Source organism: Nonomuraea lactucae (assembly GCF_003313395.1).
Taxonomy (GTDB): domain Bacteria; phylum Actinomycetota; class Actinomycetes; order Streptosporangiales; family Streptosporangiaceae; genus Nonomuraea; species Nonomuraea lactucae.
In genome coordinates this window covers 1-11594 of the sequence record NZ_QNFZ01000983.1, presented here as the reverse complement: position 1 = coordinate 11594, position 11594 = coordinate 1, and the positions used below count along the sequence as shown (strand labels likewise).

15 protein-coding genes are annotated in these 11594 nt (G+C 70.2%); 8 read left to right on the top strand and 7 right to left on the bottom strand.

Going from position 1 to position 11594, the window contains the following annotated elements; genetic code table 11:
- The 5 genes from DQW85_RS35065 to DQW85_RS35045 form a co-directional block, all read left to right on the top strand.
- The coding region (locus DQW85_RS35065; RefSeq protein WP_240197633.1) for a cobalamin B12-binding domain-containing protein at positions 1 to 629 on the top strand (629 nt) is incomplete at its 5' end.
- Entirely contained in the window at positions 626 to 2779 is a 2154-nt protein-coding gene (gene scpA, locus DQW85_RS35060) for a methylmalonyl-CoA mutase (RefSeq protein WP_113704052.1), read from the top strand. The genes DQW85_RS35065 and scpA, both read left to right, overlap by 4 nt.
- A gap of 133 nt (positions 2780 to 2912) precedes the next feature.
- Positions 2913 to 3872 (top strand): methylmalonyl Co-A mutase-associated GTPase MeaB, encoded by a 960-nt coding sequence (gene meaB / locus DQW85_RS35055; protein WP_113704051.1) that lies wholly within the window; start codon positions 2913 to 2915, stop codon positions 3870 to 3872.
- Positions 3873 to 4140: 268 nt separating this feature from the next.
- Positions 4141 to 4788, top strand: a complete 648-nt coding sequence (locus DQW85_RS35050) for a TetR/AcrR family transcriptional regulator (protein WP_113704050.1) — start codon at positions 4141 to 4143, stop codon at positions 4786 to 4788.
- The gene (locus DQW85_RS35045; protein WP_240197632.1) at positions 4785 to 5213 is read left to right on the top strand and encodes an acyl-CoA thioesterase; all 429 of its coding nucleotides are present in this window, start codon (positions 4785 to 4787) and stop codon (positions 5211 to 5213) included. Before DQW85_RS35050 ends, DQW85_RS35045 begins: the two co-directional genes overlap by 4 nt.
- Positions 5214 to 5318: 105 nt before the next feature.
- Here the strand turns inward: DQW85_RS35045 and DQW85_RS35040 are convergent, their stop codons facing one another.
- Entirely contained in the window at positions 5319 to 7079 is a 1761-nt protein-coding gene (locus tag DQW85_RS35040; protein ID WP_113704049.1) for an AMP-dependent synthetase/ligase, read from the bottom strand.
- 270 nt (positions 7080 to 7349) lie between these two features.
- Here DQW85_RS35040 and DQW85_RS35035 point away from each other — a divergent pair, with 270 nt between their 5' ends.
- Complete coding sequence (locus DQW85_RS35035) at positions 7350 to 8339, top strand: hypothetical protein (RefSeq protein WP_162795625.1); 990 nt, start codon at positions 7350 to 7352, stop codon at positions 8337 to 8339.
- Between the two features lie 76 nt (positions 8340 to 8415).
- Here the strand turns inward: DQW85_RS35035 and DQW85_RS35030 are convergent, their stop codons facing one another.
- The 4 genes from DQW85_RS35030 to DQW85_RS47230 all read right to left on the bottom strand — a co-directional run bounded on the left by DQW85_RS35030 (position 8416) and on the right by DQW85_RS47230 (position 10074).
- The gene (locus DQW85_RS35030) at positions 8416 to 8802 is read right to left on the bottom strand and encodes a type II toxin-antitoxin system VapC family toxin (RefSeq protein WP_113704047.1); all 387 of its coding nucleotides are present in this window, start codon (positions 8800 to 8802) and stop codon (positions 8416 to 8418) included.
- A complete protein-coding gene (locus DQW85_RS35025; RefSeq protein WP_162795624.1) occupies positions 8799 to 9035 on the bottom strand; it encodes a FitA-like ribbon-helix-helix domain-containing protein in 237 nt (78 codons plus the stop codon). Before DQW85_RS35025 ends, DQW85_RS35030 begins: the two co-directional genes overlap by 4 nt.
- Before the next feature lie 129 nt (positions 9036 to 9164).
- On the bottom strand, positions 9165 to 9473 hold the full coding sequence (locus DQW85_RS45060) for a type II toxin-antitoxin system Phd/YefM family antitoxin (RefSeq protein WP_162795623.1): 309 nt from the start codon (positions 9471 to 9473) through the stop codon (positions 9165 to 9167).
- A gap of 169 nt (positions 9474 to 9642) precedes the next feature.
- Positions 9643 to 10074 carry an RpnC/YadD family protein gene (locus DQW85_RS47230; RefSeq protein WP_162795622.1) on the bottom strand — a complete coding sequence of 144 codons (432 nt, stop codon included), beginning with the start codon at positions 10072 to 10074 and terminating at the stop codon, positions 9643 to 9645.
- Between the two features lie 161 nt (positions 10075 to 10235).
- On the opposite strand from DQW85_RS47230, the gene DQW85_RS35015 reads away from it, so the two are divergent.
- Both DQW85_RS35015 and DQW85_RS35010 read left to right on the top strand, forming a co-directional pair.
- The gene (locus tag DQW85_RS35015; protein WP_113704044.1) at positions 10236 to 10496 is read left to right on the top strand and encodes a hypothetical protein; all 261 of its coding nucleotides are present in this window, start codon (positions 10236 to 10238) and stop codon (positions 10494 to 10496) included.
- Complete coding sequence (locus DQW85_RS35010) at positions 10493 to 10735, top strand: hypothetical protein (RefSeq protein ID WP_113704043.1); 243 nt, start codon at positions 10493 to 10495, stop codon at positions 10733 to 10735. The genes DQW85_RS35015 and DQW85_RS35010 overlap by 4 nt, the downstream gene beginning before the upstream one ends.
- Before the next feature lie 44 nt (positions 10736 to 10779).
- On the opposite strand, the gene DQW85_RS35005 is transcribed toward DQW85_RS35010, so the two are convergent.
- Positions 10780 to 11040 carry a TFIIB-type zinc ribbon-containing protein gene (locus DQW85_RS35005; protein ID WP_113704042.1) on the bottom strand — a complete coding sequence of 87 codons (261 nt, stop codon included), beginning with the start codon at positions 11038 to 11040 and terminating at the stop codon, positions 10780 to 10782.
- A 59-nt stretch (positions 11041 to 11099) separates the two neighbouring features.
- On the bottom strand, positions 11100 to 11594 hold a 495-nt coding region (locus DQW85_RS35000), incomplete at its 5' end, for a phosphotransferase family protein (protein ID WP_162795621.1).

The window sequence follows — 11594 nt, the reverse complement described above, 5'->3', positions numbered from 1 at the left end:
CGCTGGTGGCCGAGCGCGTCGGCGCGACCAGGGAGCGCCGCGCCGCCGACATCGCGCACCGCCGCTTCACCATCACCGGCGTCAGCGAGTTCCCGAACCTCGGCGAGAAGTCCCTGCGCCGCCCCGCCGGCGCGGGGACCGCACGGGCGCGGGAGGCCACCGCGGCCGAGACGCCGTGGGCCCCAGGGGAGGCCGGGCTGCCGGTGGTCCGGTACGCCCAGGAGTACGAGGCGCTGCGCGACCTCGCCGACGCCCAGCCGGAGCGGCCCAAGGTGTTCCTGGCCACGATCGGCCCGGTCGCCGCGCACACCCCGCGCGCCACGTTCGCCGCGAACCTCTTCCAGGCGGGCGGCCTGGCCACCGAGACCGCCGGCCCCGGGACCGACCCCGACCAGATCGCGACCGCCTTCGCCATCAGCGGCACCACGGTCGCCTGCCTGTGCTCCAGCGACCGGATGTACGAGCAGCACGCCGAGGCCGTGGCCGCGGCGCTGAGACGGGCCGGCGCGCACATGGTCTGGCTGGCGGGGAAGGGGCACTACCGGGGCGTCGACGGCCGCCTGCACGCCGGGTGCGACGCCCTTGAGGTGCTCCGCACGACGTTCGACGCCCTGGAGGTGGCCCGATGATCCCCGACTTCTCCGGCGTCCCGCTGGACGGTCCGGGCGAGACGCCCGGGGAGGCGGCCCGCGGGGGCGGCGAGGTGTGGGACACGCCCGAGGGCATCGCCGTCAAGCCGCTCTACACGGCGGCCGACCTGGAGGGGCTCGACTTCCTGGGCACCTGTCCGGGCATCGCTCCCTTCCTGCGCGGGCCGTACCCCACCATGTACGTCAACCAGTCCTGGACGATCCGCCAGTACGCGGGCTTCTCCACGGCCGAGGACTCCAACGCCTTCTATCGGCGCAACCTCGCGGCCGGGCAGAAGGGCCTGTCGGTGGCGTTCGACCTGGCGACGCACCGCGGCTACGACTCCGACCACCCGCGGGTCGCCGGCGACGTGGGCATGGCCGGGGTGGCGATCGACTCGATCTACGACATGCGGCAGCTGTTCGACGGCATCCCGCTCGACAGGATGTCGGTGTCGATGACCATGAACGGGGCGGTGCTGCCCGTCCTGGCGCTCTACATCGTGGCGGCCGAGGAGCAGGGGGTGGCCCCGGAGCAGCTCGCGGGGACCATCCAGAACGACATCCTCAAGGAGTTCATGGTCCGCAACACCTACATCTACCCGCCGGCCCCGTCGATGCGCATCATCTCGGACATCTTCTCCTACACCAGCGAGAAGATGCCGAAGTTCAACTCCATCAGTATCTCCGGCTACCACATCCAGGAGGCCGGGGCCACCTGTGACCTGGAGCTCGCCTACACGCTCGCCGACGGCGTCGAGTACCTCAGGGCGGGCGTCGCGGCCGGGATGGACGTCGACCGGTTCGCGCCCCGGCTGTCGTTCTTCTGGTGCATCGGCATGAACTTCTTCATGGAGGTCGCCAAGCTGCGCGCCGCCCGGCTGCTCTGGGCGCGGCTCGTCTCCGGCTTCGGCGCGAAGAACCCCAAGTCGCTGTCGCTGCGTACCCACTGCCAGACCTCCGGCTGGTCGCTGACCGCGCAGGACGTCTTCAACAACGTGGCCCGCACCTGCGTCGAGGCCATGGCCGCCACCCAGGGCCACACCCAGTCCCTGCACACCAACGCCCTCGATGAGGCGCTCGCGCTGCCCACCGACTTCTCCGCGCGCATCGCCCGCAACACCCAGCTCCTGCTCCAGCAGGAGTCGGGCACCACCAAGGTGATCGACCCGTGGGGCGGCTCCTACTACGTCGAACGCCTCACCCACGACCTCGCCGAACGCGCCTGGGCCCACATCGAGGAGGTCGAGGCCGCGGGCGGCATGGCCAGGGCCATCGAGGCGGGGCTGCCCAAGCTGCGCATCGAGGAGGCCGCGGCCCGCGCCCAGGCCCGCATCGACTCCGGGCGGCAGCCGGTCATCGGCGTGAACAAGTACCGCTCCGACGCCGACGAGCAGATCGAGGTGCTCAAGGTCGACAACAGCGCCGTACGCGCCCAGCAGCTCGACAAGCTCCGCCGCCTGCGGGCCGAGCGCGACGCCGGCGCGGTCGCCCGCGCGCTCGACGCCCTCACCAAGGCCGCCGGCGACCCGGCTCCCGGCCTCGACCACAACCTGCTCAAGCTCGCGGTCGACGCCGCCCGCGCCAAGGCGACCGTGGGCGAGATCTCCGACGCGCTGGAGCGGGTGTTCGGCAGGCACGCCGGTCAGGTCCGTACCATCTCAGGGGTGTACCGCGACGAGGCGGGCCCCTCCGCCGTCATCGAGCGGGTGCGGCAGGCGTGCGCCGACTTCGAGCGCGCCGAGGGCCGCCGCCCGCGCATCCTCGTGGCCAAGATGGGCCAGGACGGCCACGACCGCGGCCAGAAGGTGATCGCCACCGCGTTCGCCGACCTCGGCTTCGACGTGGACGTCGGCCCGCTGTTCCAGACGCCGCAGGAGGTCGCCCGCCAGGCCGTGGAGGCCGACGTGCACATCGTCGGCGTGTCCTCGCTGGCCGCCGGGCACCTCACGCTGGTGCCCGCGCTGCGGCAGGCGCTGGCCGACCTCGACGCCGGCGACATCATGATCGTGGTGGGCGGGGTCGTCCCGCCCGGCGACTTCGACGAGCTGCGCGCGGCGGGCGCCGCCGCGATCTTCCCCCCGGGCACGGTGATCGCCGACGCCGCCCTCGGCCTCCTGGACGACCTCCGCGCCCGCCACCACTCGTGACCCTGACCAGTGTCCCTAAGCTGATCAATCGGGGCCGCGCGACGCGGCTGATCAAGGGGGGCGGCGCGACATTGATGCAGGGCCGCGCGACGCTGATCAAGCGGGGCCGCGCGACGCGGGAAAGGGGAGGCGCATGCGGTCGCTCGAGTCCTACGTCCGGGGCGTGAAGGACGGCTCCCGGACGTGGATCGCGCGTGCGATCACCCTGGTCGAGTCCACGCGGCCCGACCACGCCGAGCTGGCCCAGCGCCTCCTCGTCGAGCTCACCCCCCTGGCCGGCCAGGCCCGCCGCGTCGGCGTCTCGGGGGTGCCGGGCGTGGGCAAGTCCACGTTCATCGACGCCCTGGGCACCATGCTCACCGGCGAGGGGCACCGGGTGGCCGTCCTGGCCGTGGACCCGTCCTCGACCAGGACGGGCGGCAGCATCCTCGGCGACAAGACCCGCATGTCGCGCCTGTCGGCCGACCCGTCGGCGTTCATCCGGCCCTCGCCCACCTCCGGCACCCTCGGCGGCGTGACCAAGGCCACCAGGGAGGCGATGGTGGTGGTGGAGGCGGCCGGGTTCGACGTCGTCCTCGTCGAGACGGTGGGAGTCGGGCAGTCGGAGACCGCGGTCGCCGACATGGTGGACACGTTCCTGCTGCTCACGCTGGCCCGTACGGGCGACCAGCTGCAGGGCATCAAGAAGGGCGTGCTGGAGCTGGCGGACGTCGTCGCGGTCAACAAGGCGGACGGCGAGCACCTCCTCGCGGCCCGCAAGGCGGCGCGCGAGCTGGCCGGCGCGCTGCGGCTGCTCCGCTCGGACACCCCGCCGCCGCAGGTGCTCACCTGCAGCGGGGAGACCGGCGACGGCCTGCCCGCGCTGTGGGAGCGGATCCTGAGGCACCAGGAGGGCCTGGACCTGGCCGCCAAGCGCCGCCGCCAGCAGGTGCGCTGGACGTGGACGCTGGTGCACGACCGGCTGCTGGCGGAGCTGCGCAACGATCCGCGGGTGGCGGCCATCGCGGGGCAGGTGGAGGAGGAGGTGCTCGCCGGCACCCTCACCCCGGCCCTGGCGGCGGACCGCCTCCTCGCCGCCTTCGAACGCTCCTGACCCGTCGCTCAGCCGCTTCTCCGCGGGGCGCTCTCCGGCACGCGGACGAACTCCGCGCGTGGCCGTTTCGGTCGCCCCCTGGTGCGGGCCGGTCGACCTCCGCGAGGCGCAGCGCCTCCGGGGACCGTATCGGTCGCGGATGACCGCTCTCATGGCTCGCCTGCTCGCCTTCCATGGCAAGGTGGTCACGTCAGCATATGCCCCGTTTGCCGTCTCGCATCGTGGATCCAGAAAGATGAACGACCGGTCGGTCGTATATAGTTGTGCCATGACCGAAACCAAGACGGATGGCCGCCGGGTCCGCGGGGAGCGGAGCCGGGAGGCGATCCTCGGGCGGGCCGTGGCGCTCGCCTCGGTTCACGGGCTCGAAGGGCTGACCCTGGGCACGCTCGCCGCGGCGGCCGGGGTCAGCAAGTCCGGCTTCTTCGCGCACTGGCGTGACAAGCAGCAGCTTCAGCTCGACGCCATCGAGTGGGCGTGCCGCCAGTGGGTCGAGCGGATCGTCACCCCCGGGCTCCGTGAGCCCCCCGGGGTGCGGCGGGTCGTGGCGCTGCACGAGGCCCGCCTGACCTTCTACGCCGACAGGGTGCTGCCCGGCGGCTGTTTCTTCTTCGTGGCCCAGATCGAGTTCGACGACCGGCCCGGCCCGGTGAGAGACCGGATCGCCGAGATCACGTCCGACTGGCTCGCGTTCCTCGAGCGAACGGTGGCGGAGGCCGTGACGCTGGGCGAGCTCTCGCCCGCCACGGACGCCGCCCAGCTCGCCTACGAGATCGACGCCCTCGGGGAGGCGGCCGTCGTCCAGTCCCGGCTCCACGACCACGACCTCGTCTACACCCGTGCCCGCCGCGCCGTGCTGCAGCGGCTGCGCGCCCTCGCCACCGACCCGGCACTTCTCCCGGAGGATCCCGCGTGACCCAGACCCGACCTGTGCAGATACACCTCGACGATCTCGACGTGTTAGGCATGCTGCACAACTCCCGTTACTCCCTGCTCGTCGAGCGGGCCATCTCGGCTTTCTGGGCGGAGCAGGGCTGGAGCATCGACCCCGCGGTGTCGCGGTTCAAGGACGTGTGCGTGGCGGTGCGCGAGTTCAAGATCACCTACCATGCGCCGATCGCCGGCGCGGGGGAGGTGCTGGTCGACTTCTGGTTGGACCGGATGGGGCGCACCAGCGGCGTCTACGGCTTCAGCGTCCTGTCGCCCGACCGGTCGGTCCGCCACGCGGACGGCTACCGGGTCAACGTCAACCTCGACCCCGCCACGCTGCGCCCCGCCCCCTTCACCTCCGAGGTTCGCGCCGCCGCCGCGCAGCTCCGGCGCACCCCCTCCCTCTCCTGACCCGCGCTCTTCGAGGCCTTCCTGGTGCGTCGCTGCCCGGCGCCAGGCGGGTGCTGTGAGCCGTCGCGGCGGGGGGCGGACGTGTCCACGCCCGCCCCGGGGCGACTACGCGGGTCGCTCGTAGAGCTCGTCGAGGGTGCTTCCGTAGCGGGTCTCCACGGCCTTGCGCTTCATCTTGAGGCTCGGCGTCAGCTCACCGGACTCCACGGTGAAGTCCTCCGCCAGGATGGCGAACCTCTTGATCGTGGCGTAGCCGGCCTCGCCCGAGTTGACCTGGTCGACGGCCTTCTGGACCTCTTCGCGCATGCGCGGGTGGACGCGCAGCTCCTCCGGGTCCGGCGGCAGGCCCTCGGCCTCCGCCCAGGGCCTGACCACGTCCATCTCGAGCGTCACCAGCGCCGTGCAGTAGTTGCGCCGGTCGCCGTGGACGAACACGTGCGACACGTACGGGCAGGCCGCCTTGATCCGGCCCTCCAGGTAGGTCGGCGCGACGTACTTGCCGCCGGAGGTCTTGATCAGCTCCTTCTTGCGGTCGGTGATCGTCAACCGGCCCGCGGAGTCGAGCTCGCCGATGTCGCCCGTGCGCAGCCAGCCGTCGTCCAGCGCCTGGGCGGTCTCCTCCGGCAGGCCGTGGTAGCCGCGCATGATGCCGCGCCCGCCGATCAGGACCTCCCCGTCGTCGGCGATGCGCACCTTCGTGCCGGGCAGCGGCAGCCCCACCGTGCCGAACCTCACCGTGTCGGGCAGGTTGAGGAAGCTTCCGGCCGACGACTCGGTCAGCCCGTAGCCCTCCAGGATCGTCAGGCCCGCCGCGTCGAAGAACTCGGCGATGTCCTGCGAGAGCGGGGCGGCCCCCGAGATGAAGAAGCGGATGCGCCCGCCGAACCGCTCGCGCAGCTTGGCGAAGACCAGCCGGTCGGCCAGCGCGTACTCGATCCGGCTGGTCAACGGGATGACCGCGCCGCGCTGGCGGGCCCGCACCACGCGCAGGCCGGTCTCCCGCGCCCACGAGAAGATGCGCAGCTTGAGCCCGCCCTCGCGCTGCACGGTGGCGGCCACCGTGTTGTGGATCTTCTCGAAGACGCGCGGCGCCGCGGCCATGAACGTCGGCCTGAGCGCCCCCAGGTTCTCGGCGATCTTGTCGAGCCTGCCGTCGATGGCGGTCGGCACGCCGACGGCGATCATCACGACCTCGAGCAGCTTGCCGAACGAGTGCGACAGCGGCAGCCACAGGAAGTGCAGGTCGTCGCCGGAGAGCAGGTCGAGCTCGCGGACCGCGCTGCCCGTGTAGAGCCAGTTGTCGTGGGTCAGCTCCACGCCCTTGGGGCGCCCGGTGGTGCCGGAGGTGTAGATGAGCGTGGCCAGGTCGCCCGCGCCGATGGCGTCGACCATCGCCTCGTAGTCGCCCTCGCCGCTCAGCGAGTCGAGCCGCACGACCCACCCGTCGTCGCTCGGCGTGCCGTCGATCACCACGACGTGGCTCACGTCGGGCAGCTCCTTCTGCACCGAGCGGACCTTGGCCACCTGGTCGTCGTCCTCGGCGATGACGATCGTGCTGCCCGAGTCGTTGATGACGAACGCCGACTCGGCCGCCGTGTTGGAGGGATAGATCGTGGTGGTGGCCGCGCCGGTCGACAGCACCGCCAGGTCGGCGAGGATCCACTCGAGCCTGGTGGAGCTGAGGATGGCCACCCTGGTGCCGGGGCCCGCGCCGATGGCGGCCAGCCCCAACGCCAGCCCGCGGACGCGCTCGCCCACCTCCCGCCAGGACAGGGAGGTCCAGCCGTCGCCCGACGGCGTCCGGTATGCCTCGGCGTCGGGAGTGGCGGCGATCCGGTCGCGCAGCAGGGAGGGAATGCTCGACATGCGTGTCCTCCTGAGAGTGATGCTGCCGATCCTGGGTGTGATGCTGCCGACTCTAAAACCACCCCGGCCGTCAGTCGATATACCTGATCATCACGTGTCGGGCACGGTCCTGGCCCGCCTGGATCTCGAGGGCTGTGAGCGGAGGCGATCTTGAGGGCTTTGAGCGGACGCGATCTGAGGGCTGTGAGCGGACGCGATCTAAGGGCTGTGAGCGAAAGCTCGCTTGATCGCGATTGACGTTCGGGGATCAACCGGGCGATAGTGTGGCAGATGGCTGCCCCCCGCTTGATCCCCTGCGCGCTCGTTCTCGCGAGCCTGACCGTCAGCGCGTGCACAGCGACCACCTCGGGGCCGCTGGGCGGCGAGCCCCGGGCCAGCGGCGTGGCCGGCGGTCTCGGAGAGCCCCCCGCCGTCTCCAGCGCCGCGCCCTCTGTCACGTCCACCCCCAGTCAGGCAGCGCTCGCCCCCGAGGCGTACAAGGGAGAGCTGACGCCCCAGCACAAGGCCGTGGCCGACGCGCTCAAAGGCGTGCTCGACGCGCGCTCCGTCAAGTCGCTCAACTCCCGCCTGGAACGTGCCGGGCAGGCGACGGACGGCGCCGCCACCGCGCTGGCCGCGCTGTCACCGCCCGAGCAGGTGCGCCCCCAGCACGACGCGTACGTGTCGAGCCTGCGCGAGTTCGCCGCCGGGCTGTCGTCCACCTCCGGCAAGGTCGCCAGCCGCGACCTGTGCACCTCCGGAGCCGTCCTGACCGCCCTCGACGACCGGCTCAAGGCCCTCGACGCGGCGGGCGAGGCGCTGCAGCAGGCGGGCGACTACCCGGCCGACGTGGTCACGGTCAAGGCCAAGGGCAAGCAGTCGAGGCGGCTGGGCAACGGCTCGTTCGTCCGCAGGGGCAGTCTCAACGGCCGCAGCTCGCTGCAGATCCACAACGGCGACAGCCGCGACGCCGTGGTCACGCTCGTGCGCGGAAAGTCCAAGGTGCTCAGCGTGTACGTGCGCAAGAAGAAGAAGTTCAAGATCAGAGGCGTCAGCGACGGCAGCTACAAGATCTTCTTCACGCACGGCGCCGACTGGGACGGCAAGAGCCGGGCGTTCACCCGCGACTGCAGCTTCGAGCGGTTCCAGGAGTCGGTGAGGTTCAAGACCACGTTCACCGCGACGCGGATCCGCTGGCACGACTGGCGGATCACACTGCACGCGATCAGCGGCGGCAACGCCCGCACCTCGGGCGTGGACCCGGACGACTTCCCGTCCTGATGGGCGCAACCTCAATCTCGATCGACATCCCCCAACGCAGGTCGTCAGTACCGTTCGTGGCCAGCCATTCGAGAGATCAGCAGAGATCGACGTTGATGTACTTGCGGGCCACCTTGTAAATCTTCTCGTCCGTGGTGACGAGGACGCAGTCCAGCGCTTCGGCCAGGGCGATGTAGGTGGCGTCGTAACCGTTGAAGTTCGCTCGCAGGTCCCAGGCGCGATCGGCGGTCAGGTCGTCGGCGTGGCGGGTGAAGGGCAGGCCCGCCTTGACGATCCGGGCTCCCTCGGCGCGGGCCTCACCGAGCTTCCCGCCGAGGAGCATGCCGCGCATGGCGTTGCGGAACTCGTAGTCGAGCAGGTAGGGGATGTGGAGCCGGTTTTCGGCCACATGAGCGAGCAGTTCGTCTGCGGGGGCGTCTCCGGCCAGGGCCTCGACGAGCGCCGAACAGTCGATGACGATCACGACTCGCGGATCTTCCGTATCTCGGCTACGACGTCGTCGTGACTCGCCCCGCCGCCGAGCGACCGCAGCGCCTCCAGTCGTTCTCTGATCGTGTCCGGGGCTGGAGCGGCGGCGACCTCGGTGAGGATATCGGCCACATACGCGGACAGCGACATGCGCTTGCGTGCGGCCCGTGCTTTCAGCTCGGCGACCACTTCTGCATCCAGCCCTCTGACCTGCAAGGTGGCATCCATGATGTAAGCATAATGCTTTTCATGCATGTGAGATATGCGTGCAGCTACTACCGACCATCGACGCAGAGGATCTCCACGGCAAGCTGGCGACGGTCGCGGAACATCTGGACGAGGCGTCGCAAGCCGCGCTTACTGCATAGACGCCACATCAAGGCGAGAAACGAGCCAGAACGCTCGTACCCTAAACCGAAGTGTCCCCACGAATGGCGTCACTCTCGGCGAAGATGTCATCCATGCTGTCGAAGCGTCGGATGCGGCTGTCTCGGAAATCAGGTCGGCCTCGGCTTCGGCCGCATGCCAGCTGGGTGTCCAGTACCAGGCGTCGTCGGCGGGAACGATGGCGGCCACTCGCCGGCCATGATCGGTCAGGTACGCGATCGCGCCACGCTCAGAGGCGGCATTGATGACCTCGGGCAGGTTGCCCTCGGCTTCGCTCATCCTCCGTCGGCTCCTCCTCGGTGAACTCCCGCGCTCCTCCTGGTGGCACAGCAAGTTGGAGCCGAGGAGTCGGTGTCGCACCGGAGTTCGTACGCGGTGGGCCGGGGAGCGTCCATGCGCTGGGCCACGTCCTGCTCTGGGCTGCATCAACTAACTGTTGCGGGCGCTGTCAGCCCGGCTCGTTGAACAGATTCTGGAGGGTCTGGGCGGTGGCGGCGCGGGTGAGCCAGGTTTCGAGTTGGGTGAGATCCGTGCACGTGGTGATCCGGGCGCGGGTGTCGTCGGGGACGTCGAAGCCGCGGGCGGCCAGGACGAGCAGCACCGACCTGGCGGCCTCCTCCGCTTTGCCTTCCGCCCTGCCTTTAGGTTCGCCTTCTACGAGACCTGCTTCGAGGCCGCGGTCGTGAAGGTGACGGAAGAAGGGGTCCTGGATGGGCCAGTCGGTCGACGTCATGATCTCTTTCATGGATGTCACGTGGATCAGTGGGGTGTCGGGCAGGTCTACGCCCATGAGGTCGCGCAGGATCTCCACCGCCAGCTGAGGGCGGTCGATAAACGTCTTGACGAGGCCGTCATGTTGGGAGGACTGCATGACGCTCATTGTTACACCATGCATACAGAACGTGATGCCGATTTCGGGGCGCCGATAACCCACTTATCCATAGGGATCGCAGGGTATGCAGCACTCAGCTTCAACCCCGACATTCCAGTGGTTACCATGCCATTGACCCCGGCATCTCCCACCTTCTACGAGAACGGGCGATGCTGGCGACGCAGGAAGAGATCGACACCGCCCGGCGTCACATCGAGCGATTACGCGATCAGCATGGGGATGACGTGATCGCGCTCGCCCGTCTGGTCGATGACGGTGCGCTCAAGGGCGAGGCCGGAGACAGGCTCGCTGCCGATCTAGGCGCGTGGGATCGGGCGTTCAAGGACCTGTTCACCCGAGCCTTGTCCCTGCTGGACTCCCTCCAGCCGTCCCAGCCGTCCCAGCCGAGCCAGGGAGCGGCCCCTCGATGAGCCCCACGGTCGGCATCAACCCCACGCTGATGACGCAACTGATCAACGGTATGAAGCGGGCCAGCACCACGATCCCGGACGTCGGCCTCCAGGTGGAGCGAGCGCTGACGTCACTGAACATCCCTCTGTGGGGCCCGACCCCGATGATTCGGCTGCCCCTGCTCGTGCATCCACCGGATCAACGACATCGCAGCCTGACCTTCAGGCTCCAGGGAAGTCCGACCCTCGGACATGGGTGAGGCCGCGGACGTATGGCGCGTGCGTGGCCTCACCCCCCATGGGATCAGGACGAGAACAGCATCCCCACCCAGCTGCGCTGGCGGTGGTGGCCGTAGTGGCCGCCGTGGTGGCCGCCGTGCGGCGCGCCCCACGCCGGGCCGGGCGCGGGGGGCGGGGGAGCGGAGTGGTAGCTGGCCTCCATCCTGGTCAGCGTCTCAAGCTCGCCATAGTCGAGGAAGATCCCTCGGCAGTTGTCACACTGCTCGATGTGGACGCCGTTGCGCTCATATGTGCGCATGTTGCCGCGGCATTTGGGGCACTGCATGTCTAGTCGGTCTCCTTGGCCTCGGGTCTGTGAGGGAAAACCTACCGCGCGCAACCCCGTCACGCTCGGACGATTCTGTTGCACGACTCGACTAACGAATGCTCCACGTCGTCCAGTTCCCGCCCGTCGCGGTGGGCGTTGAACACCGCTACGGCGGCCAGCTGAACCGTCAGTGCCCGGGCGGGTAGGTCGAGCCGTCGCCACGGGTCCTCGCCGCCGGACAGGCCGTCCAGGCCGCCGGACAGGGCCGGCCCTCCCGAGGCGAGGTACGCCCCGAGGAACCGGCGCCACACGTCCGGGTCCAGCAGCCCGGCGGCGTACCAGGCGGCGGGCCTGGCCAGGTCCCAGGCCGGGTCGCCGACGCCCAGGTCGTCGACGTCGATGAGCAGCCAGCGGTCCTCCCGCCGGACGAGCTGGCCCAGGTGCCAGTCGCCGTGGGTGAGCAGGCCGGGCACCGGCTCCGGCTCCGGCAGCTCGGCGAACGCCCGCCGTACGAGCTGGGCGACGGGACCGTCACCGGGCATCCGCCGCACCGCTCGGGCGGCCCGCGCGGG

What these genes read in the sequence shown, in the direction of transcription:
- DQW85_RS47230 (WP_162795622.1), bottom strand. Translation starts at nt 10,074, where the DNA reads ATGAGCGTCATGCAGTCCTCCCAACATGACGGCCTCGTCAAGACGTTT.
- DQW85_RS35050 (WP_113704050.1), top strand. Translation starts at nt 4,141, where the DNA reads ATGACCGAAACCAAGACGGATGGCCGCCGGGTCCGCGGGGAGCGGAGC.
- DQW85_RS35025 (WP_162795624.1), bottom strand. Translation starts at nt 9,035, where the DNA reads ATGGATGCCACCTTGCAGGTCAGAGGGCTGGATGCAGAAGTGGTCGCC.
- DQW85_RS35035 (WP_162795625.1), top strand. Translation starts at nt 7,350, where the DNA reads ATGGCTGCCCCCCGCTTGATCCCCTGCGCGCTCGTTCTCGCGAGCCTG.
- DQW85_RS35040 (WP_113704049.1), bottom strand. Translation starts at nt 7,079, where the DNA reads ATGTCGAGCATTCCCTCCCTGCTGCGCGACCGGATCGCCGCCACTCCC.
- DQW85_RS35010 (WP_113704043.1), top strand. Translation starts at nt 10,493, where the DNA reads ATGAGCCCCACGGTCGGCATCAACCCCACGCTGATGACGCAACTGATC.
- DQW85_RS35015 (WP_113704044.1), top strand. Translation starts at nt 10,236, where the DNA reads ATGCTGGCGACGCAGGAAGAGATCGACACCGCCCGGCGTCACATCGAG.
- DQW85_RS35005 (WP_113704042.1), bottom strand. Translation starts at nt 11,040, where the DNA reads ATGCAGTGCCCCAAATGCCGCGGCAACATGCGCACATATGAGCGCAAC.
- DQW85_RS45060 (WP_162795623.1), bottom strand. Translation starts at nt 9,473, where the DNA reads ATGAGCGAAGCCGAGGGCAACCTGCCCGAGGTCATCAATGCCGCCTCT.
- meaB (WP_113704051.1), top strand. Translation starts at nt 2,913, where the DNA reads ATGCGGTCGCTCGAGTCCTACGTCCGGGGCGTGAAGGACGGCTCCCGG.
- scpA (WP_113704052.1), top strand. Translation starts at nt 626, where the DNA reads ATGATCCCCGACTTCTCCGGCGTCCCGCTGGACGGTCCGGGCGAGACG.